20 protein-coding genes are annotated in these 20100 nt (G+C 43.2%); 7 read left to right on the top strand and 13 right to left on the bottom strand.

All coding sequences use genetic code 11. The features are described from left to right. Positions 1-205 precede the first annotated feature (205 nt). On the bottom strand, positions 206-871 hold the full coding sequence (locus tag ACP2WE_RS25220; protein ID WP_425218280.1) for an HAD family hydrolase: 666 nt from the start codon (positions 869-871) through the stop codon (positions 206-208). 284 nt (positions 872-1155) lie between these two features. On the opposite strand from ACP2WE_RS25220, the gene ACP2WE_RS25225 reads away from it, so the two are divergent. The 6 genes from ACP2WE_RS25225 (at position 1156) to ACP2WE_RS25250 (ending at position 6136) form a co-directional block, all read left to right on the top strand. Further along, positions 1156-2148 carry an adenylate/guanylate cyclase domain-containing protein gene (locus ACP2WE_RS25225; protein WP_425218281.1) on the top strand — a complete coding sequence of 331 codons (993 nt, stop codon included), beginning with the start codon at positions 1156-1158 and terminating at the stop codon, positions 2146-2148. 164 nt (positions 2149-2312) lie between these two features. Next, positions 2313-3017 carry a glutathione binding-like protein gene (locus ACP2WE_RS25230; RefSeq protein WP_425218282.1) on the top strand — a complete coding sequence of 235 codons (705 nt, stop codon included), beginning with the start codon at positions 2313-2315 and terminating at the stop codon, positions 3015-3017. 41 nt (positions 3018-3058) lie between these two features. Then, a complete protein-coding gene (locus ACP2WE_RS25235; protein ID WP_425218283.1) occupies positions 3059-3745 on the top strand; it encodes a riboflavin synthase in 687 nt (228 codons plus the stop codon). A 70-nt stretch (positions 3746-3815) separates the two neighbouring features. Continuing rightward, complete coding sequence (ndk, locus tag ACP2WE_RS25240; RefSeq protein ID WP_425218284.1) at positions 3816-4265, top strand: nucleoside-diphosphate kinase; 450 nt, start codon at positions 3816-3818, stop codon at positions 4263-4265. A gap of 312 nt (positions 4266-4577) precedes the next feature. After that, positions 4578-5660 carry a photosystem II q(b) protein gene (gene psbA / locus ACP2WE_RS25245; protein WP_425218285.1) on the top strand — a complete coding sequence of 361 codons (1083 nt, stop codon included), beginning with the start codon at positions 4578-4580 and terminating at the stop codon, positions 5658-5660. Between the two features lie 281 nt (positions 5661-5941). Then, complete coding sequence (locus tag ACP2WE_RS25250; RefSeq protein ID WP_425218286.1) at positions 5942-6136, top strand: hypothetical protein; 195 nt, start codon at positions 5942-5944, stop codon at positions 6134-6136. Between the two features lie 22 nt (positions 6137-6158). Here the strand turns inward: ACP2WE_RS25250 and urtA are convergent, their stop codons facing one another. The 4 genes from urtA to ACP2WE_RS25270 all read right to left on the bottom strand — a co-directional run bounded on the left by urtA (position 6159) and on the right by ACP2WE_RS25270 (position 11490). Beyond that, the gene (gene urtA, locus ACP2WE_RS25255) at positions 6159-8279 is read right to left on the bottom strand and encodes an urea ABC transporter substrate-binding protein (protein WP_425218287.1); all 2121 of its coding nucleotides are present in this window, start codon (positions 8277-8279) and stop codon (positions 6159-6161) included. A 37-nt stretch (positions 8280-8316) separates the two neighbouring features. Continuing rightward, on the bottom strand, positions 8317-9123 hold the full coding sequence (locus ACP2WE_RS25260) for a PhzF family phenazine biosynthesis protein (protein ID WP_425218288.1): 807 nt from the start codon (positions 9121-9123) through the stop codon (positions 8317-8319). A gap of 62 nt (positions 9124-9185) precedes the next feature. Further along, on the bottom strand, positions 9186-10310 hold the full coding sequence (locus ACP2WE_RS25265) for a late competence development ComFB family protein (protein WP_425218289.1): 1125 nt from the start codon (positions 10308-10310) through the stop codon (positions 9186-9188). Positions 10311-10353: 43 nt separating this feature from the next. After that, positions 10354-11490 (bottom strand): tetratricopeptide repeat protein, encoded by a 1137-nt coding sequence (locus tag ACP2WE_RS25270; RefSeq protein ID WP_425218290.1) that lies wholly within the window; start codon positions 11488-11490, stop codon positions 10354-10356. A 211-nt stretch (positions 11491-11701) separates the two neighbouring features. On the opposite strand from ACP2WE_RS25270, the gene ACP2WE_RS25275 reads away from it, so the two are divergent. Continuing rightward, complete coding sequence (locus ACP2WE_RS25275) at positions 11702-12322, top strand: MotA/TolQ/ExbB proton channel family protein (protein ID WP_425218291.1); 621 nt, start codon at positions 11702-11704, stop codon at positions 12320-12322. 8 nt (positions 12323-12330) lie between these two features. On the opposite strand, the gene ACP2WE_RS25280 is transcribed toward ACP2WE_RS25275, so the two are convergent. The 8 genes from ACP2WE_RS25280 to ACP2WE_RS25315 form a co-directional block, all read right to left on the bottom strand. Further along, positions 12331-12810 carry an anthrone oxygenase family protein gene (locus ACP2WE_RS25280; protein ID WP_425218292.1) on the bottom strand — a complete coding sequence of 160 codons (480 nt, stop codon included), beginning with the start codon at positions 12808-12810 and terminating at the stop codon, positions 12331-12333. Between the two features lie 5 nt (positions 12811-12815). Next, positions 12816-13718 (bottom strand): Rpn family recombination-promoting nuclease/putative transposase, encoded by a 903-nt coding sequence (locus tag ACP2WE_RS25285; RefSeq protein WP_425218293.1) that lies wholly within the window; start codon positions 13716-13718, stop codon positions 12816-12818. Positions 13719-13764: 46 nt separating this feature from the next. Beyond that, positions 13765-14217, bottom strand: a complete 453-nt coding sequence (locus ACP2WE_RS25290; protein ID WP_425218294.1) for a hypothetical protein — start codon at positions 14215-14217, stop codon at positions 13765-13767. Position 14218: 1 nt separating this feature from the next. Further along, positions 14219-15379 (bottom strand): RHS repeat-associated core domain-containing protein, encoded by a 1161-nt coding sequence (locus ACP2WE_RS25295; RefSeq protein WP_425218295.1) that lies wholly within the window; start codon positions 15377-15379, stop codon positions 14219-14221. 147 nt (positions 15380-15526) lie between these two features. Then, a complete protein-coding gene (locus ACP2WE_RS25300) occupies positions 15527-16054 on the bottom strand; it encodes a hypothetical protein (protein WP_425218296.1) in 528 nt (175 codons plus the stop codon). Between the two features lie 15 nt (positions 16055-16069). Then, positions 16070-17683 (bottom strand): RHS repeat-associated core domain-containing protein, encoded by a 1614-nt coding sequence (locus tag ACP2WE_RS25305; protein ID WP_425218297.1) that lies wholly within the window; start codon positions 17681-17683, stop codon positions 16070-16072. A 15-nt stretch (positions 17684-17698) separates the two neighbouring features. Next, positions 17699-18550, bottom strand: coding sequence for an Rpn family recombination-promoting nuclease/putative transposase (locus ACP2WE_RS25310; protein ID WP_425218298.1), 852 nt, complete (start codon positions 18548-18550; stop codon positions 17699-17701). Positions 18551-19452: 902 nt separating this feature from the next. Next, the gene (locus ACP2WE_RS25315) at positions 19453-19881 is read right to left on the bottom strand and encodes a hypothetical protein (protein WP_425218299.1); all 429 of its coding nucleotides are present in this window, start codon (positions 19879-19881) and stop codon (positions 19453-19455) included. Positions 19882-20100 lie beyond the last annotated feature (219 nt).

Here is a 20100-nt window from a genome sequence, read left to right on the forward strand (position 1 = left end):
TCTGGTGCTCAATGGAACCGTCACAATGTTGCTCAAGTCTTGAAGCATCGTTGTGCTTACCTCAACGGTTATTTCTATGCCCCTAAGTATATTTGCTCAGTGCCTAATTGAGATGCTCCCTCGAGGTTTGAGTTCCGCGCAGAGCGCGGTCTTTTCAAAAAGATGTGTTGCATCATTTTTTGAAAATGGTATAAATTGCAATTCATTATTTCCATTGTTCCAACAAATTTGGTAATTGGCGCATATCATCAAAAACTAATGTTGCACCAGCGGCAATCAGTGCCTCATGATGCAAAGAATTACTGCGATCGCGTGGGGCATAACCCAACACGCTCATCCCTGCTGCATTTCCTGCCTGCACGCCCGTTACTGAATCCTCAATTACAATACAATTTTCTGGAGCCTTACCCATTTGACTTGCTGCATGGAGATATAGATCGGGGAAAGGCTTAGGGCGATCGACATGGTGACAGCTATATAATTTTCCGTCGAAATGAGGCAATAGTCCCGTTAGTCCTAAGACCAATTGAATATGACGAGGACTACTATTTGAAGCAACACATCTCGGTAGGGCGATCTCCTTTAATGTTTCAGCAATTCCCGAGGTTGCTTGAAGTTCTTGTTTCAATGCGGCGATTTCCCGTTCCTTACTGCGCGCCAGATAACTGGGAGGAACTGGTCTGCCGTAGATTTGTTCTATCATCTCTAGACAGGTTACAAAAGACTTTCCTACAAATTGTCGAGTTACTTCTTCGTAGGTAATCGCGAAGCCAGCCTCTGCTAATGTTTCAGCAAAAATACGATTCACAATGGGTTCGCTATCGACCAGCACACCATCACAATCAAAAATCACCAATTCCAAATTTGCCATAGTTTGATAAAAAGTAAAGTTATTGGTTCAAAGTGCAAGTCATTTCTATCTTTGGGGTTTCCAAAAGTATTCCACGTTAGATAGTTGAATTTTCCCATGTTGCAATTGTGAGGGTGCAAGCGTCCCTCTGCTAATTTAAAGCCCAGCACGTTAGCACTGTAGGAGATATTGGAATCAGTTATGATTCTATCTAAGGTAGTATTTTCGATTACTCTTAAAACCGTATAGCCATTTGCTGCGTAAACGGTATATGTATACTTAACTTAAGCGATCGCAAAAACTCCATGCCAACAATTCAATGCTTGCCAGACGATACACAAGCTCCGATTAAGGAAAAGGAAAGTGTTTTATATGCGCTCCTTGCTGCCGAGGTGCCAATCACTCATGCCTGTGGTGGGAATGCCCTTTGCTCAACTTGCCGCATTATGGTGCTTGATGGGGTTGAGCAATGCGGTCAACCTACGAGTGCAGAAAGAGCTCTCGCTAAAAAACTGGATTTTCCCGTTCATATTCGCCTTGCTTGTCAAACTCGCGTTACTGGAGATGTAACTGTGAGGCGTTTGGTGATTGACAATGCTGATATTGATATTGTAGAAAATCAGCTTACCTCTGGCGCGTCAAGCGATCGCAAGCAGGTCGCCCTCTTGTTTGCATCCATTCAAGGCGTTTCAAATTTCGATGAGTTAAATTTCCACTATGATGTGGTCTACATCATGAATCGCTTTTTTTACTTGGTCAATAAAACCGTGAATGCCTATGGTGGTAGCGTTAACAGCTTTGTTGGTTCCACCTTTATGGCGGTATTTGGTGTCGAAAGTGACGATCGCATTGCCGAACGGGCTGCATGGGCAGGGCTAGCACTCCTAGACGCAGTGAACGAACTTAACGTGCACCTCAGTCAGCTCTCCTACCAGCCTTTGCGTCTGAGTCTTGGCATCCACTGCGATCGCGCTATTTTAATTTCTGCAAATCCTGCCCAACCGCAAATCAAGACTGTGATCGGCAATGTCGTAGATGTTGTCAGCCGCATTGCCCTTGCCAATCGCAAACTCGAAACGCAGTTGCTGATCTCGCAAGAGACTTACGAGCAGCTCCAAGATCGCATTATTATTGACCGCAGTTTTAAGCTAGGTTTCCCAAATATGGAACCATCAAGAGTTTACGAACTGATTGGGATTACAGGAGATGCGCCACCTGCGATCGCGAAGTCTGAGACAGAGGCTCCTTTTTCTAACAAGCTTTTATCTTTCATGAAAAAGTTTGCTTGGGGAAAGTAAGCAGCAACCCCGATCGCTTAAAGATGGTAGATTCTCCCAAATCGCAGCATATTCCTCAAGGGGAATAGCAATCTGATTCTAAAATTGCCTATGCTATATTCCATTCCCTTTACTTCAGAATCGATCGAATCCGAGCGATACCCTCATTTTAAGGAGCGATAAACATGATTGAGCTTTACTATTGGCCTACACCCAACGGTCATAAGGTTACTATCTTTTTAGAAGAAGCTGCATTAGTTTACGAAATTCGACCGATCGATATTCGAGTTGGGGATCAGTTCAAGCCTGATTTTTTAAAGATCGCGCCTAACAATCGCATGCCAGCCACGATCGATCGAGACCCCCTTGATGGCGGCGAAGCCATTTCAGTTTTTGAGTCGGGCGCAATTTTGCAATATTTAGCAGAGAAAACAGGAAAATTTCTGCCTGTTACCCTGCGCGATCGCAAAACGGTGATGGAATGGTTGTTTTGGCAAATGGGCGGTTTAGGCCCGATGGCTGGTCAAAATCATCACTTTGCCCAGTATGCTCCTGAAAAAATTCCCTATGCGATCGAGCGCTATGTCAAGGAAACCAATCGTCTCTATGGTGTGCTCAATCGACAGTTAGCAGGAAAGGACTATATTGCTGGCGAATATTCCATTGCGGATATGGCTTGCTACCCTTGGATTGTGCCCTACGAAAGACAACAACAAAACCTCGCTGACTTTCCCAATCTCAAACGTTGGTTTGAAGCGATGCGCGATCGCCCTGCGGTTATCCGAGCCTATGCGAAAGCCAAACCTTTTTCCGATCGACCAACCATGACAGAAGAAAGTAAAAAAGTTCTGTTTGGGCAAACTGCATCTGTGCTTCCAACCGAAAAATAATCCTAGAATATCGTGGCGGCATTTGATATCGTCGCCACGATATGATGAAACATTCTGTACGTAGCAGTTACCGTATGTTTACAGGTTTAGTCCAAGCTGTAGGAGAAGTCGAGCAATGCGATCGCTACCAAATCGCGATCCGTTGTCCTGAGATGAGAAGCAAAATCGCGATCGGTGATAGTGTAGCGGTGAATGGAGTTTGTCTCACCGTCGCCACTATCTCATCTTCAGGATTTATTGCGGATGTATCGCCTGAAACATTGAGCCGCACAAATTTACAAGACAGAAATTCCAAATATGTAAACTTAGAAACCGCTTTAGCCGTCGGGGATAAATTGGGCGGACACTTTGTTTCGGGGCATATTGATGGCGTGGGTACGTTATGCGATCGACAGTTACAGGGCGATTCATGGTCGATCGCCTTTGACGCACCGCTCGAAGTAGCGAAATATATTGTCTTTAAAGGTAGCATTGCCGTGAATGGCATAAGCTTGACCGTATCGCAATGTAGTGATTTGGGCGATCGCTTTAGTGTTGCCGTGATTCCCCATACCTATGACAGTACAAATCTCAAATATTTGAGTCTGGGCAGCAAGATTAATTTAGAAGCAGACATGATTGGCAAATATGTCGAGAAGTTTTTGCGTTATCCAAGAACTGCTCCAAACAAGCAAGAGCCGATACTTCAGGCAATCACACCCGAATTTTTGACCGAGCATGGTTGGTAAGGCTGCATCACAAGCAACCTAATCATGAAATAATTTTCGGGTAATCGTTATAGAACTTAAGACTACAGATATGGAGCGTACTTTTTTGGCGGTAAAGCCCGACGGTGTTCAGCGTGGCTTGGTGGGAAACATCATCGGACGCTTTGAATCTAAGGGATTTCAGCTAGTAGGATTAAAACTTGTCCAAGTGAGCCGCGAACTTGCCGAGAAGCATTATGGCGAGCATAAGGAAAGACCCTTTTTCCCAGGTTTAGTTAACTTTATTACCTCTGCGCCTGTTGTCGCCATGGTATGGGAAGGCAAGGGTGTCATCGCTTCAGCGCGGAAGATTATCGGCGTAACCAACCCCCTCAATGCGGAAAACGGCACAATTCGTGGTGATTTTGGGGTTGATGTCGGTCGTAACATTATTCATGGTTCCGATGCACCAGATACTGCCGAGCGTGAGATCGCGCTTTGGTTCACCCCATCTGAACTATGTAACTGGCAGCCCAGCATTTCCACATGGATTTATGAATAGCGGCGATCGCATTTAGGCTATTTCCATCAAACAAAATACCTAATGTAGGGGCATAGCTCCTGTCTTTGCCCAATATGTTTGGGGCGATCGCAGGAGGATTGCCCCTTCATTGTTTTGTAATGAATTCTTTCCCCTTACAAAACTGGGCTGGAGGGACTTTGAAATTGGTATGCCCTCAAGTAATCCTTAAGCAAATATTAAATTGATAGTCAAGCTGTAGTAATCACTATTGACATTGCTTAACATTTTGATACAATTTTAAATGTAAGTTAACTCTTACAAATACTTCTTAACTCAAAGGTATCAGAATAAATGACAACTGCAGTACAAAGACGCGAAAGCGCTAGTCTGTGGGATCAGTTCTGCAACTGGATCACCAGCACCGAAAACCGCATTTATGTAGGTTGGTTCGGCGTCCTGATGATCCCCTGCTTGCTCGCTGCCACCACATGCTTCGTAATCGCCTTCATCGCCGCCCCCCCCGTGGACATCGACGGCATTCGCGAACCCGTATCCGGCTCCTTGCTATACGGCAACAACATGATATCTGGCGCAGTCGTGCCCTCCTCCAACGCCATTGGCTTGCACTTTTACCCCATTTGGGAAGCAGACAGCCTCGACGAGTGGCTCTACAACGGTGGACCCTACCAATTCGTAGTATTTCACTTCCTGATCGGCATCTTCTGCTACATGGGACGTGAATGGGAACTATCCTACCGTCTCGGTATGCGTCCTTGGATCGCCGTAGCATACAGCGCCCCAGTCGCTGCAGCCACCGCCGTATTCTTGATCTACCCCCTCGGACAAGGCAGCTTCTCTGATGGCATGCCCCTCGGTATCTCCGGCACCTTCAACTTCATGATCGTATTCCAAGCCGAACACAACATCCTGATGCACCCCTTCCACATGTTGGGCGTAGCAGGCGTATTCGGTGGTAGCTTATTCAGCGCCATGCACGGTTCGCTCGTAACCTCCAGCCTCATTCGTGAGACCACCGAGAACGAGTCCGCCAACGCAGGATACAAATTCGGACAAGAAGAAGAAACCTACAACATCGTTGCAGCCCACGGCTACTTCGGTCGCTTGATCTTCCAATATGCTTCATTCAACAACAGCCGTAGCTTGCACTTCTTCTTGGCACTATGGCCAGTCGTCGGCATCTGGTTTACATCCTTGGGCGTCAGCACCATGGCATTCAACCTGAATGGCTTCAACTTCAACCAATCGATCCAAGATAGCCAAGGACGCGTCGTTCCTAGCTGGGCAGATGTAATCAACCGCGCTAACTTGGGTATGGAAGTCATGCACGAAAGAAATGCACACAACTTCCCTCTCGACTTGGCTGCTATTGATGTTGCTCCTGTGGCTCTAACGGCTCCTGCGATCAACGGTTAATCCATCCGATAGTCTAGTCTCTCATTAAAAATAAAAAGGCTCTCTGAAAGGGGAGCTTTTTTATTGGAAGTAAGCCTCATTATTTATGCAAATTACTATGGCAACTTCTCAAACGTTATGTTAGCCTTCCCGAGATTTCCAGCTATAGGTTGCTCCAAGTTGTGATAGAGATCACAGAAAATAGGTCACTAATATCACAAGGAACAGGCAACTAGCATCACACGTCTAACCTAAAACAGATGTGATGATTAAGATCATAGAGAAAGAAAGGAGATAAATCGATGTCACCCGAATACAACAAAGATGAAAACATCCCCAGCTCCAAATTTGGTCAATCTTTTGTAATCAATATTGTTGCGATCGCGCTGTTAACCGTTGTCTTGCCTCTCGTGGTTCCTTCAAGCAAAATGGCTCCTTCACATGCCAGCTCAAACATAGATGTTACAAGCCCTGCTAGAGCGATCGGGCAACAGTAGAACAACAGTCAACCAAGCTTATTTACTTTTGCTTGAGAACGAGTAACGTGATGTCATCATAAACCTTCTGTTCGCCAATATAAGAACGGACGTCATTAACGATCGCTTGACAAATTTCCGTAGATGACAGCGCGTAATTTAGACGAACCACTTCGCAAAGATGTTCTATGCCATAGCGTTCGTTTTGGATGTTTTCAGCTTCAGTAATGCCATCGGTGTAGAGCACAACAACATCGCCCTGATTTAATCGAATGTGGGTCTGATGTACAAAATCTGAAATATTGGACTCTAGACCAATAGGGAAGCCTAAATCAATGGTGTCAATTCTCTCCAAGATACCACCTTGGCGCACGACGATCATCTCTTCATGCTGACCGCTGAGATAGAGATTACCTGCTTCATAGTCTAGGATGGAAAGCGTTAAGTTTTTATCAGATTTCATGCGCTGAACGTTATCAAAAATAGCGCGGTTGAGGTTGACGAGAAACTTGACATGATCGAGATTCTCTTGCATGGCAAGCAAGGTTCGCACGGATGTCTGTACCATAATCATCAGGACATTGCTTTCTAAGCCATGTCCTGTAACATCCCCAATGCCAATCTTTACCCTGCCATTCAGTTGTAGCACATCATAGTAGTCACCACCCACTTCAGAAGCAGGTTCCATAAAGCCAGCAATATCCAAGCCTTCAATATTTTTTAGTTCTTCATCCGTTGGTAAAATCATTTTCTGTAATTGGCGGGTCACTGCCAACTCGGCATTCATACGCAAATTTTCGGTTTTGAGCATCGCATTCAGCGAACTAATTTCTTGATTAGCTTTAAACAGTGCTTCTTGAGACTGGATGCGTTCATCAATTTCCCTTTGCAATTGGCTTAGGGTCTCTTTAAGTTGGTTCGATGTTTGCTCTAACTGGCAGATGTAATCGATACTCTGAGGAACCTCAGCCAGTAAGTCAATAATCGCATCCGGATTCCAATCTGCTTGGCGGGACGCACCCGCGCTTGGAGAATCAGCCCCAAAATCATGTTTCAATTTAGCGTTTTGGATGAATTGTTCGACGCCCATCCAAGGTAGGGGATGAATCGGAGCATCGCTTGTATACACAATCTGAAACTGACCATCCGAGCCAATTTTGCCAATTCTACAGGACTTGCGAACGTGATGATTGGACTCAATGGCGATCGCACCGCTAGGAGCTGCAAAGGTTTGTCCGTAGGCTGCATTTCTCACCCGATCGCTCTCAAAGGATTGAGCTGTTTCTACTGCTTGCTTCCAGAGATAAACCTGAGCATAGGCTGCCTCAATCGGATCGCTGGTGGGATAGCGATCGCCATATCTTAACTGAAAATTCTTGACAAATGCTTGATTTGCCTCCGTATCTAAACTTTGGAAATAGCTCCAACTGGCATAATGCCCGATCGCAGAAGTTGCTAGATTTTGTAGTTCCACTTCCGCCACGCTCACTGCCATAATGGGAATTTCAGAGGCAAAGATTCCTGCTTGCTGATATTGGGCGTAAAATGCACGATTGCTATCCCCATTGATCGTACTGAATACTAGATCGGGCTTTACGTTTTCGATCTCAGAGATAATTGATGCAAACTCAATACTACCAAGGGGCTTATAGGCTTCGCCGACGAGCACCCCTCCCTGTTGGTTGAGTTGGGCTTTAATGATTTTATTGACCGTTCGCGGAAATACATAGTCAGAACCAACCAAATAGAAACGCTTGCCAATATGCTCTAGTAGCCATCTTACAGCGGGTTCCACTTGTTGATTTGGACATAGACCCGTATAGAAAATCTGTTTGGAGCATTCTAAACCCTCGTACTGGAGTGGATACCAGAGTAAGGTATTATGAGCCTCTAAAACTGGGATGACAGATTTACGGCTTGCAGATGTCCAACAGCCAAACAGGGTTACAACGCGATCGACCTCAATCAATTTGAGGGCTTTGCTGGCAAATATTTGCGGATCTGAAGCCGCATCTTCAACGATCGGCTGGACAATCTTTCCTAGTACCCCTCCAGCTTGGTTGATCTCTGCGATCGCCATTAACGCTGCATCTTTGAGAGGGGTCTCGCTGCTTGCCATCGTGCCAGTTAAAGAATGCAAAATTCCAACCCGAATCTCAGACATTTACAGCCCTCCAGCTAAAGTTCTCCAGACTCAATTCTCAAATCGTCAAATAGCCCTGCATCACCGTAACTGCCTCTCCTTTGAGCAAGACACGATCGCCTAAATTCACTACTTCCAGATTTCCACTGCGTTTTGATAGCTGCTTGGCTTTTAGAGTGGATTTACCCAGTTGCTCTGACCAGTAGGGTGCGAGCGTGCAATGGGCGGAACCAGTGACTGGGTCTTCGTTAATTCCTGCTTTGGGGGCAAAAAAGCGAGAAACAAAGTCATAGGGTCGATCGGTATCGGCGAGCGCGGTAATGATAAACCCAAATCCATCTAGCTGCGCGATCGAAGGCAAGTCAGGCTCAAACGCTGCCACATCAGATTCAGAATTTAGCACTACTGTAATGTACTGGTCGGTCTGTCCCAGGCATTGAAAGGAACGCTCCCCAAGAATTTCAGGGAGGATAGCCAGCGATCGCGCCGAACATGGTACAGGATGAGCAGCGGGAAATTCCATGCTAATTAGGCTATCTTCAAAAGCCACCTTTAGCATTCCGCTCAGGGTTTGAAAAGTTAGAGGGAGCTGAGGATCGATCGCTTGAATCTCCCGTAAATAGTGAGACATCGCTAGGGTAGCATGACCGCAGAGATTGACTTCGATCGCAGGGGTAAACCAACGCAAATGGAAGTGATTGGGGCTAAGTTTAACTACAAAAGCCGTTTCCGAGAGATTCATCTCCGCCGCGATTTTATACATGACTTCTTCGCTAGGAAACTCATCTACAAGTATTGTAGCGGCAGGATTTCCTTGGAATACTCGATGGGTGAAGGCATCAATCACAAATACTTGAAACTGCATAAAAATGAACCAATCGCTCTATAAGAACAAAAAAGAAACTACAAGCGAAACAATCCCAAAGCCTATGAAATCGCCGCTTTAACAATATCTACGACATTTGCAATCGTGATGTCTTCACGATTTAGGATGTTTCTCAATGCCATAATTGCTTCTTCCGATTCCTGATTAAAGCGATCGAAATGAATGGGAGATAGCGGACGATCGCCATACTCATAAACCTTAAGAATACCGTTCCGCACTTTACTCAAGATTTCTCTAGATGCCTCTGCTAATCCTTTTTGGCTGAGAAACTTAAAGCCGCGTTCGCTGGTGGTATACATGGGGGGCAGTCGATTGAGTGCATAGGCAGCCACCTCTGCAAAATTAACTTCCTCCAGATCGGCTGTGGCAGCAATCTTTTGAATTGCTAAGATGACTAAATTTTCCATCACATTCGTATAACCCAGCTCCGCTCTTAAGGTATAGGATTCTAGCTCTTGTGCATCCATTCTGGATAAATCTTTCTCTTTGATTTCCCTTGCCCAGTCAGATTCGACGGCATCGAGGATAATTTTTTCCTCAAGATTAGAGATATCAGAAACCTGAGAAACTAAATTGGCCAGATTATTAGTTTTCTCTGATGATTTTTGACTAGAGCGTTGTAAGTAAGATTTAATATCTTGGGTGGCACGCTGCGATCGCGGGCTATAAGTGCTTTCAGAACTATAGTTAGCATCCTTATTGCTATCAGTGGGAGCGATTTGGAGTATTGTTTCTTGGCTGTCTTCAACAAAATGACTGACTTTCCCTTTCCTGACCATTGCGGCTCTGACAGCATTAGGAACGTCTTTCCATCGCAACATCCTTCTCCGAAAAAGTTGGCGTAGTGCAAATAAAACACCCGCTTCGTTCATGAGTAATTTTTGAGGTAATGGCGTGACATCATGGAGCGGATCGCCAGTCTGCACAATTTGAAACCCACGACGCACGACTTCTGAGATTTGCGTGCTTAAGTCAGTAATCGCGCGATCGTACTGGTTGAAATACCCCTGTCGCGTGGTGGCATACATTGCGGGTAGACGATTGAGCGCATAGGCAATGACCTCCACGAGTTTGAGTTGCTGCTTAACCTGCGGACTGAACTCATCGAGTTGTAGTCTTGCCTCTTTAACAACTGGATATTCGATCGCATTTACAAATTTCGCCACAAGACTCACTAATTAGAAAGAATTCAGGCTAAAGATACAAAAATTACTTATTTTGCTTATCTTTTGTCAGGTTTTGACATTCAGCACCACGAACAGTTTGCTCTTTGCCATCAGCAGATATTTTAACACAGAGTAAATTACTCTGATTTTGTGCAAAAACAGCATAAAGAATTGCCCCAGACAAAATAAGCAAACAAGCTACAATTGCTGCATTTAAAGATAGCCACTGCGGACGAGTTTTATTCTGAAGATTTGATAGTTTTTTGCGAACATCTAAGGTGCTCTCATGGCGATCGCCAAACGCTTCTCTATAGATTTTTTGCGCTTGTTTATAGCTCTTTTTAACGTCAGAAAAGCGTTTTTGTGAATAGTATAAAGTCCCCAAATCGACTAGACTTGCTGCAACCTCAGGATGGTCAGCCCCAAGGGATTTTTTCTTGATGCTTAGTGCTTCTAAAAACACTGATTCTGATTCAGTAAAACGATTTTGTGAACTATAAATTGCAGCTAGATCGATTAAACTACTTGCCAGCTCAATGCGATCGTCGCCTAATTGTTTTTTCTTGATTTCTATAGCCTGTAAATAGGTATTCTCAGCTTCACTAAATCGTTGCTGTGAATAATAAATTGCGGCTAAATCGATCAAACTTTTAGCAACTTCAAGATGGTCTTCACCATATGACTTTTTACTAATCTCAATAACTTGCAAAAGAAATTCTTCTGCTTCGCTAAAGCGATTTTGGGCATTGTAGCTTTTGGCAAGTTCTGTTAATGTTGCGATAATTTCTGTATAGTCACCATCTTTGTAGGCTGGTTCTGGCTCAATGCGGTAAGAAGCTTTGGTATTGCTACTAAAATAAACTACATCTCCATGCATCAAGACGTAAGAAGAATAGGGTTTACCATTAATTTGAATACCGTTTGTACTGCGTAGACCCTCCATGTTGCCATCGACAATCCGAAACAGTAGAAACAATGGAGGCTTTACGGGTATGCTCACCAAAGTAGCGTGTTGACGAGAGACTAAAGTAGAGTGCAGCACAATATCATTTTCAGGCGATCGCCCTAATGAATAACTGGTGGCACTTAATGGAACTTTGTGCTCTCCCATTGTGTCTTCGACGAACAAAAAATGTTCGATTTGACATCCTTCCACAAGGGTAGCTTCTTCTTGCCTCATTAGTAACGATTCTCCCAATATTGTCAACGAGTGGCTTGAATGAATGTGTAAGTTAACGCTCTGAGTAAATAAGTTCAGTCCCAAGAAACTGGATTTTTTAGGAATATGGCAATACTTAAAGATTTTACAGCTATGTATCAGAATAAAATAGATGCGCTAGGTTAGGGACGAATTTCTTATGGAGGAGCTATTTAAGTTAGGTGGTCCAGTCATGTGGCCTCTAACAGCGCTATCTATCTTTGTGCTGGCAGGCATTATAGAGCGTTGCTTGTTTTGGTTTAATTTACTAAGACAAGAAACCAAAACAACTAAAAATATTTTAACGATCGCTCATCAAGATCTAGCGATCGCTGCCGATTATGCCAAGGCTGCTAATAAAACCCCCGTTGGACGGTTTTTACATGCGCCCCTAGCATTAGAAAACCCCGATCCCGATTTGTTTCGACTGGCGTTAGAAAGTGCTGCCGATGAGGAGCTTAGCAACATGATGCGGGGTGAAAAGCTCTTAGAAGCCGCAATTACTTTAGCGCCGCTCTTAGGACTTTTAGGAACTGTAACGGGCTTAATTATTTCCTTTAGCTCTTTAAAAGTGGGCGATACTGTCGCGAATGCCAAGACAGGAAATATCGCTCAAGGGATTGGTGAAGCGCTAATTACCACAGCTTCAGGCTTAATCGTGGCAATTATTGCTTCTGGGTTTCATCGTCTGTTTTTGGCTTTTCATGCGGGGCAAGTCAAACTATTTACAAAAGCTGGCAATGAACTGGAGCTACTTTACCGTCAAGCTTGGCAACGTCAACAAAAAAACGAAAAAAGTGAATCGATTGGCTGAGATTGGAGTTAACGAAGCGCGATCGCAAATGCTGCCATTGCTGCAAATGCCGCCCCTGTGCGAATGTGATTCCAGAAAGTCCAGTTGGCAAGGTAGCTAGACCACAGGTTTGCCCCTTCAGTGCTTTCTGGTTTGACGATCGCTAGCGCATCATTCAATGGCACATTACAGGCGATCGTTACACCTAATGTACCGATCAGGTAGAGCAGACAACCCGCAAGCAAGTAGACGGCAGTGGGTTGATGCCAGTTTAGCAATGTGAAAATAATCAGGCAAAGGCAAGCCAAGCCCGTTCCAAGAAACGTCCCCATAAATAAAGGATTGATTACCGCGATATTGATCGATTGCATCGTCGCAATGCCCTGTGGTGGTGGGAGCTGAGCTAGGGCTTTCATCACAAAGGTGGAGAAAGCAAAGAAAACTCCAGCCATCGAGCCACAGCCAAGGGTCGAAAATAGTTTTAATGCGAAAAGCAGGTTTGAGGACATTGAGCTTACGATCGCGTTTTTAACCAAGCATTTAAGTCAGCGATCGTTTCAAAATCAAAAATTGCTTCTGCGAGATTTTCTAGCTGCACTACAGATAGCTTAGAAATCCGAGTTTTTAATCTGGGGCTGACTTGACCAAATTTGCGGGTTAGTTGGCGTAGCAATATAGCAGCCTGTCTCTGCAAACCTCTTTGCTCACCCAGTTGTAAACCTCTTTGCTCACCTAGCTGTAAGCCCTCTTGTTTGCCCTCTTCGAGCGCCTCTTGGTAGACGCGGGTTTTCTTTAGATCGCTATGGGTAAACATTTTCTCAATCTCCGTACGAGTTAATTTTGGGAATTTATATACCAGTACAGTCTCTATAAATTTTACTACTTCGGCTTGTAAATCTGTGTTGGTTTCTTGCTGGACTTTAGCTGCTAAAGTTTTAGCCAATTTAGGCGCTTGTTTCTCTGAAGCTAGAATTAGTTGGATAATCGAAATACCCGCAGAATTTGTTTCTTGGTCTAACCAGTCTTCTAGATACACCCGCACAATTCGACCTGACGAGATTAGTTCTTGGCAAAATTTGTCAGGTTCTGGTTCGCAAGTATGTCGTGCGAAGATTGCTACGGCTTGCAAGTCTTGGGCTGGGCGATATTGGTTGAGATAGAGAAATATTTTGGCTGAAAACTCGGAATAAAAGTCTTCTTTGGGCTGAAATTGGACTTCGGCTAAAAAGATTGGTTTATCGTTGGTGGAGGGCATGAAAATACCGTCAAACCGAAAGGCTTTCTCTTTGATTTCGACGGAGCTGAATTGATAGCCTTCTGCTTCGGAGGCAGGGCGATCGAGTAGCTCAAAGAGGAGCGAATGGAAGGTTTGAAAGAGTTGAAAAAGAGCGTGTCCGTTTTCATGAGGGCTAAGCATAGCACGATGCTTGAGCTACATAAAGATGTTGATACCTGCTCTCAAATTAAGCTTTGCTTCTTAAATAATAATCTTCAATCCATTTTAAAGGCACAACCCACTCGGATATTTGATTACTATCATCCAAATAAATTTCCCTGTCTCTAATATAGGAGTATAGATTTTCCGAATTAAATCCATTTGAAATAAAGTATGTTTCTGGAATAATTAATTCATTCTGAATATAAACCATTTCTCCAATTTTATATGCGATCCAACAATCCAATTGATAGTTAAAAGGATTGTCAATCATACTTGTAATGAATAGTGTTCTATCAGAATCATATAAAATTCTTTCGCTTGACTTAATCCAATGCTTTGTATAACTTTCCTCATCCCAATCACAGAGAGAGGAGATGAATTTTTCGGAGAAATCGCCAAGTGTTATCACTCCGAACTGCCCAATATATTCATTTTCTTTATATCTTTCAGGTAAGAAATCTATTGAGAATTTACACATATTAATCTCCAATTTTTTCCGTTAAATCCTCATTGTAAGTTCCTACTCTTTTACCTTTACTATTAAATTTTTTCCAAACACCTCCGTTATGCTGATCAATGTCAGGTGTTATATATGTTTCACCTTTCTTAAACACAGGTTTTCCTTTAGCATTAAATGGATAATCCTTTGTCTCCTTATAACCCAAATCATCTGCAAGGTCTCTCGCCTCTTTATTTGTGATTGTAAGAAATGGAGGAAAGAGAGGCTGAGGGATTGGAAAACCTTGAGGTACACTACAGATTCCACCAATATCCTCGAAATCTCTGCCGCGATTAATTGCATTTGGGTCTGAATAGCGCCCACTAGGAGATATGTATATTGTAGGTCTACTCTCTTGAGGAATCGGGAAAGTGAGCATACCACCAGGGAAACCAATTCCAGCACTATTGGTAAACCCACCCAACCTTTTACCTAGACCTTCCACATCATTAAAAAGTTCTGGCGCACCTCCGAAGTCTGAAGTACTTCCTGAGTTTCGTCGTGTGCTGTAATAAATTATTGCCCCACCAACCAAAAAAATCCCACCAATAACGACTACAGGAACAACAAAAGTTATTGCTGTATAACCAAATGGATCAGTTCCATTCGTCGCACTATTCCCAACATACCTATAAAGATTTACATCACCGCCTGCAAAACTAATAGGGTCTTCTGAAATAAACCTACCAACCGCAGAATCGTAATACCTCGCACGATAATAATAAAGTCCAGTCTCAGAGTCAAACTCTCTCCCCGTAAAGCCAAACCGAGACTTCACAAGTGGCGCACTCTGCGCCGTGACATTGCCAAAACTATCGTACTTGATGTGCTTTTGCACCACACCCGCACTACTCACCAAATCCCTCACCGTACCCAAATAATCAGAAAGCGTCCAAGAAACTTGAGTAGTTTCAACCGCCAGCACCTGATCCAGATTCGCACCATAGAGATATCTCTCTTTTAGCGTAGAACCCACAAACACCAACATAATATGGTCGCGGTCATAAACATACCGCTCCGTTGTTGCCGTACCTGCACCTGCTCCATCAAGATCCACCGTTTTCTCAATCCGACGGTCAAAAATATCGTACTTGTAAGAAACAGAACGAGTTAACACACCACCACTGGTTTTCGTATCCACACCAGTTAAGCGGTTCCGATAATCCCAAACATAACTTGTCACCTCACCTGTCGAAATCCTCGTCCTTTGCGTGAGATCGCCATCATCACCCCGACTGTAAACGATTATTAAAGGAAGGCGATCGTTAATCTATTCACTGCCAAACAGCTAATTATGCATAAACTTCATGGATGTAACGATTAAACCTACACACCAAATTATTGAATCAATCAAATCCTCTCTTGTAAAGTCTTTCTCTTCAAAAAATGCTGCTATATCCTTAGTAAAAGTCATATGATCTGCAAATGCAAATAAGAGACGCTTATCTGGTTCCTTTATCTTCTGGTCTGTTGCATTTATTAAATCGAAAATTATATTCAATCCATCAATAATATCTACTTCGGAGTCTTCTTGTTCAGATGATATGAGATAAAGGATACTTGCGATTTCACATATTAATTCAACATTGAGTGAGTCAGTCTCCAAATCTGGAAATTCTTTTTTGCAAAATGCTTTGAGTGAATCAATGTTACTGAACGCAAGGATATATTTATCTTCACACATCAATGGAACGTGATCATACGCTGAAAACATCAGGGTATAGAATTCTGGGATATCAGAATCAGGATTAAAACGAATACCTAGTATCCATATATTCGAGTAGTCAGGTGGAACTATTAATTTAGTGTCGATCATACAACTAAGAGCAATTTATTCAAAAGAACGATCCCCATATTTCTTTATTCTACTGAATTCAGAGTTTGTGCGAGTAGTGTCGTAATTTCCTTCTCCATATCTATCTTTTAAAAGACGTTCCGCAAACTTCTTCCCAGACTCTCCAACATAAGGTCTTTCTCCCTGTGCCCAACTTGGAACATCTTTTGCTCCTTCTTTACCAGATACCTTTGGTTTTGGTTTCTTGCGTGGCTTAGAATCATCACTTTTTAAAAATGGAGGAAAGAGAGGCAGAGGGATTGGAAAACCTTGAGGGATACTACAGATTCCACCAATATCCTCGAAATCTCTGCCGCGATTAATTGCATTTGGGTCTGAATAGCGCCCACTGGGAGATATGTATATTGTAGGTCTACTCTCTTGAGGAATCGGGAAAGTGAGCATACCACCAGGGAAACCAATTCCAGCACTATTGGTAAACCCACCCAAACTTTTACCTAGACCTCCCACATCATTAAAAAGTTCTGGCGCACCTCCGAAGTCTGATGCACTTCCTGAGTTTCGTCGTGTGCTGTAATAAATTATTGCCCCACCAACCAAAAAAATCCCACCAATAACGACTACAGGAACAACAAAAGTTATGGCTGTATAACCAAATGGATCAGTTCCATTCGTCGCACTATTCCCAACATACCTATAAAGATTTACATCACCGCCTGCAAAACTAATAGGGTCTTCTGAAATAAACCTACCAACCGCAGAATCGTAATACCTCGCACGATAATAATAAAGTCCAGTCTCCGTATCAAACTCCCGACCCGTAAAGCCAAACCGCGACTTCACAAGTGGCGCACTCTGACCCGTCACATTGCCAAAGCTATCGTACTTGATGTGCTTTTGCACCACACCCGCACTACTCACCAAATCCCTCACCGTACCCAAATAATCAGAAAGCGTCCAGCCTACCTGATTATTGATCTCCACCGCCAACACCTGATCTAAATTCGCACCATAGAGATATCGCTCCTTGAGAATGCCAAGCCCACTCAGCACCAACATAATATGGTCGCGGTCATAGACATACCGCTCAACTACTGCCAACCCCGCACCCGAACCATCAAAGTCAACACTCTTAGCAATGCGACGGTCAAACATATCGTATGTGTAGGTCACAGACTTTGTTAGCACCCCACCACTGGTTTTCGTATCCACACCCGTCAAGCGATTCCGATAATCCCACACATAACTTGTCACCTCACCTGTGGCAATATTTGTCCTTTGCGTGCGATTTCCCTCATCATCATAGAGATAAGTAAACGTGCCATCTGACTGCAAACGATTATTCGCAGTCGTGACATAACCCGTGCGATTTCCCAACGCATCATAACTAAACACCTCAGATGGTTGATAACTATGGGTCGCCGCCGTAAGCTGACTCGTGGCATCATAGCCATACCCACTACTGCCATCCACCGTTGTCAACTGCGTCACCCTTGCCGCCGCATCATAGGTCAGCCCATTACTATTGATCGTCGTTGCATTCCGCGAATGCGTCAGAGCCGTTAGCTTACTCGCCAGATCGAATGTCAGATTGCTATTCACCACAGGTATAGACTGATCTGTGATGGCAAACCTGTTGATTCCCGACATTTGTAAACCGAAAACTTAGTGAGTTTTAAGCCAAGCATTTAAGTCAGCGATCGTTTCAAGGTCAAAAATTGCTTCTGCGAGATTTTCTAGCTGCACCGCAGATAGTTTAGAAATTCGAGTTTTTAATCTGGGGCTGACTTGACCAAATTTACGGGTTAGCATTCGTACCAGCATCGCAACTTGTCTTTGCTTGCCTAGCTGCAAGCCTTCTTGTTTGCCTTCTTCGAGAGCCTCTTGATAAACAAGAGTTTTCTTTAAATCAGTTTGTGTAAACATTTTCTCAATCTCCTGACGACCTAACTTGGGAAATTTATATACCAGTACAGTCTCTATAAATTTTACTACTTCGGCTTGTAGATCTGTGTTTGGTTCTTGCTCAACTTTAGCTGCTAGGGCTTTTGCCAGTTTAGGTGCTTGTTTCTCTGAGGCTAAAATTAACTGGATAATCGAAATACCCGCAGAGTTTGTTTCTTGATCTAGAAAATCTTCCAAATACACGCGCACGATGCGACCTGAGTCGATCAGTTCTTGGCAAAATTTGGAGGGCTCTGGCTCACAACTACGCTGAGCGAAGATTGCTACAGATTTCCAGTCTTGGACTGGGCGATATTGATTGAGATAGGTCAAAACTTCTGCTGGGAATTCCCAGTAAAAGTCATCTTTGGGCTGAAATTGTACTTCTGTGAAGTAGATGAGTTTGTCTTCGGTGGATGGAATAAAAACGCCATCAAACCGAAATGCTTTTTCTTTCACCTCAACTGAACTAAATTGATAGCCTTCTGCTTCGGATGCGGGGCGATCGAGTAGCTCAAAAAGGAGCGAATGGAATGTTTGGAAGAGTTGATAAAAGAGCGTGTCCGTTTTCATGAGGGCTAAGCATAGCATGATACTTGAGCTACGCAAATATTTTGATTGTAAGCAATACCCACCTACCCACAAATGGCTTTTGCAAGTTTTCTATGCTACTTTCTTCTTACTCGAAGATAAAAGGGTTCCTTAATAGTCTTGGAAAAATCCACAAAATCTTCAGAGGTGCTAGAGAAGATAATTGAAAACATAAATCTATCACCAAGCAGTCCAATACTATTGATTCCGTTGGGAGTTTCGTCTATTACCATTACACCTTTGGGTAGTTTAAATAGAAGATCGTTATGAAGATAAATTGAGATATCCTCAGTGATTATTCCTTGCTTTTTAGTAGGTTGGTTTGTAAAATTCCAAAAACTTACCAGCAATAAACAAGCAATAAAGAGATTGAAAGTATTTCTAACTACTTTGCGTGAGCGACTGTCTTCTTTGGGTACAGGGTTTACTACATAGACAATGTACACTATTAGCAAGAAAAGCGACATGATTATGAAAAATAAGATCGGATTCATCTTCCTCTAATTTTTTTTATTAATTCTTGCAAACCTCCAAGAAATGGAGAAAATGTAGGAACAGACTTCCGAGGCTCTGATGCCTCAATTCATGAAACTATTTATCTACAAATTGAAAGCATTGATTCCTAGATATATTAGGCTCGGGATAACCTGGGGGGATATTCGGGAAAAGTCCATCAAAGGATTCAGGACGTGGTAACTCTTGTGACCATAGGAAAGTTGCTACAGCACCATATCCTAGACAATCATATCCACATGTCTTGAAAATTCGACCTCTGGATTCTGTTACCCTCATCATCATAGAGATAGGTATACGTTCCGTTATTCAAAAGTTGATTACTTGTTCCCCTTTGATATCCTGTATTAATGAGATACACTCCAATTTTTCTACTGATTAACAATGTAATACGCAAAATCGGTGAATCTTTCCCATAAGTAAAAGTTTAGCAAAGAGTATGGTATTCCAAAACATATTCCAGCAATTGCCCAATGCCGTTGATAGGCTCTAAATTCTTGCACATTGCTCCAATTAGTTTTTTCCCATGAGATATGATTGCCGTATGTACCCAAGAATATTGCTACACCAAAATAAACTACGAAAAACAAGAACTTCCATAGACCTAAGATATTTAAAGCTGTTCCTAGTAAATTTTTCTGACTGGACATCAAGATGGCTAATGTTAGGTTCAAGATTAAGTGAGGTAGCCAACAAATTAAGCCTAGCCATGCCTGATTGGAAAGCGACCAAAATGGGGTGAGTAGAAAAGCCCCCCAATTCCATCCATCGATACCTTTTGGAATCTCATCGGCATTCATAAGCATCTTCCTGTTTAGTTTGGGTTTTGTTTAAGGACGCACAAAAAGAGTGCCATAGCGTAAAGTTGGAGTATAACTAGTACAACAGGGCGGAAATAGGGCTACCCTATAGAAGGTGAGCTAAATGAAAGAGAAGAGCTATGCCCAGATCAGCCCCTACACCCTTAAAGTTAAATGAAACCGAACGTCGGGATCTTCAACAAATCGTCAATCGTCATA

It is taken from the genome of Tumidithrix helvetica PCC 7403 (genome assembly GCF_965232925.1).
Taxonomy (GTDB): Bacteria; Cyanobacteriota; Cyanobacteriia; order Pseudanabaenales; family Pseudanabaenaceae; genus Tumidithrix; species Tumidithrix helvetica.

Bases quoted from the DNA above. Each gene is read 5' to 3' on its own strand.
- ACP2WE_RS25220 (WP_425218280.1), bottom strand. From the start codon at position 871: ATGGCAAATTTGGAATTGGTGATTTTTGATTGTGATGGTGTGCTGGTC.
- ACP2WE_RS25225 (WP_425218281.1), top strand. From the start codon at position 1,156: ATGCCAACAATTCAATGCTTGCCAGACGATACACAAGCTCCGATTAAG.
- ACP2WE_RS25230 (WP_425218282.1), top strand. From the start codon at position 2,313: ATGATTGAGCTTTACTATTGGCCTACACCCAACGGTCATAAGGTTACT.
- ACP2WE_RS25235 (WP_425218283.1), top strand. From the start codon at position 3,059: ATGATGAAACATTCTGTACGTAGCAGTTACCGTATGTTTACAGGTTTA.
- ndk (WP_425218284.1), top strand. From the start codon at position 3,816: ATGGAGCGTACTTTTTTGGCGGTAAAGCCCGACGGTGTTCAGCGTGGC.
- psbA (WP_425218285.1), top strand. From the start codon at position 4,578: ATGACAACTGCAGTACAAAGACGCGAAAGCGCTAGTCTGTGGGATCAG.
- ACP2WE_RS25250 (WP_425218286.1), top strand. From the start codon at position 5,942: ATGTCACCCGAATACAACAAAGATGAAAACATCCCCAGCTCCAAATTT.
- urtA (WP_425218287.1), bottom strand. From the start codon at position 8,279: ATGTCTGAGATTCGGGTTGGAATTTTGCATTCTTTAACTGGCACGATG.
- ACP2WE_RS25260 (WP_425218288.1), bottom strand. From the start codon at position 9,123: ATGCAGTTTCAAGTATTTGTGATTGATGCCTTCACCCATCGAGTATTC.
- ACP2WE_RS25270 (WP_425218290.1), bottom strand. From the start codon at position 11,490: ATGAGGCAAGAAGAAGCTACCCTTGTGGAAGGATGTCAAATCGAACAT.
- ACP2WE_RS25275 (WP_425218291.1), top strand. From the start codon at position 11,702: ATGTGGCCTCTAACAGCGCTATCTATCTTTGTGCTGGCAGGCATTATA.
- ACP2WE_RS25280 (WP_425218292.1), bottom strand. From the start codon at position 12,810: ATGTCCTCAAACCTGCTTTTCGCATTAAAACTATTTTCGACCCTTGGC.
- ACP2WE_RS25285 (WP_425218293.1), bottom strand. From the start codon at position 13,718: ATGCTTAGCCCTCATGAAAACGGACACGCTCTTTTTCAACTCTTTCAA.
- ACP2WE_RS25290 (WP_425218294.1), bottom strand. From the start codon at position 14,217: ATGTGTAAATTCTCAATAGATTTCTTACCTGAAAGATATAAAGAAAAT.
- ACP2WE_RS25300 (WP_425218296.1), bottom strand. From the start codon at position 16,054: ATGATCGACACTAAATTAATAGTTCCACCTGACTACTCGAATATATGG.
- ACP2WE_RS25305 (WP_425218297.1), bottom strand. From the start codon at position 17,683: ATGTCGGGAATCAACAGGTTTGCCATCACAGATCAGTCTATACCTGTG.
- ACP2WE_RS25310 (WP_425218298.1), bottom strand. From the start codon at position 18,550: ATGAAAACGGACACGCTCTTTTATCAACTCTTCCAAACATTCCATTCG.
- ACP2WE_RS25315 (WP_425218299.1), bottom strand. From the start codon at position 19,881: ATGAATGCCGATGAGATTCCAAAAGGTATCGATGGATGGAATTGGGGG.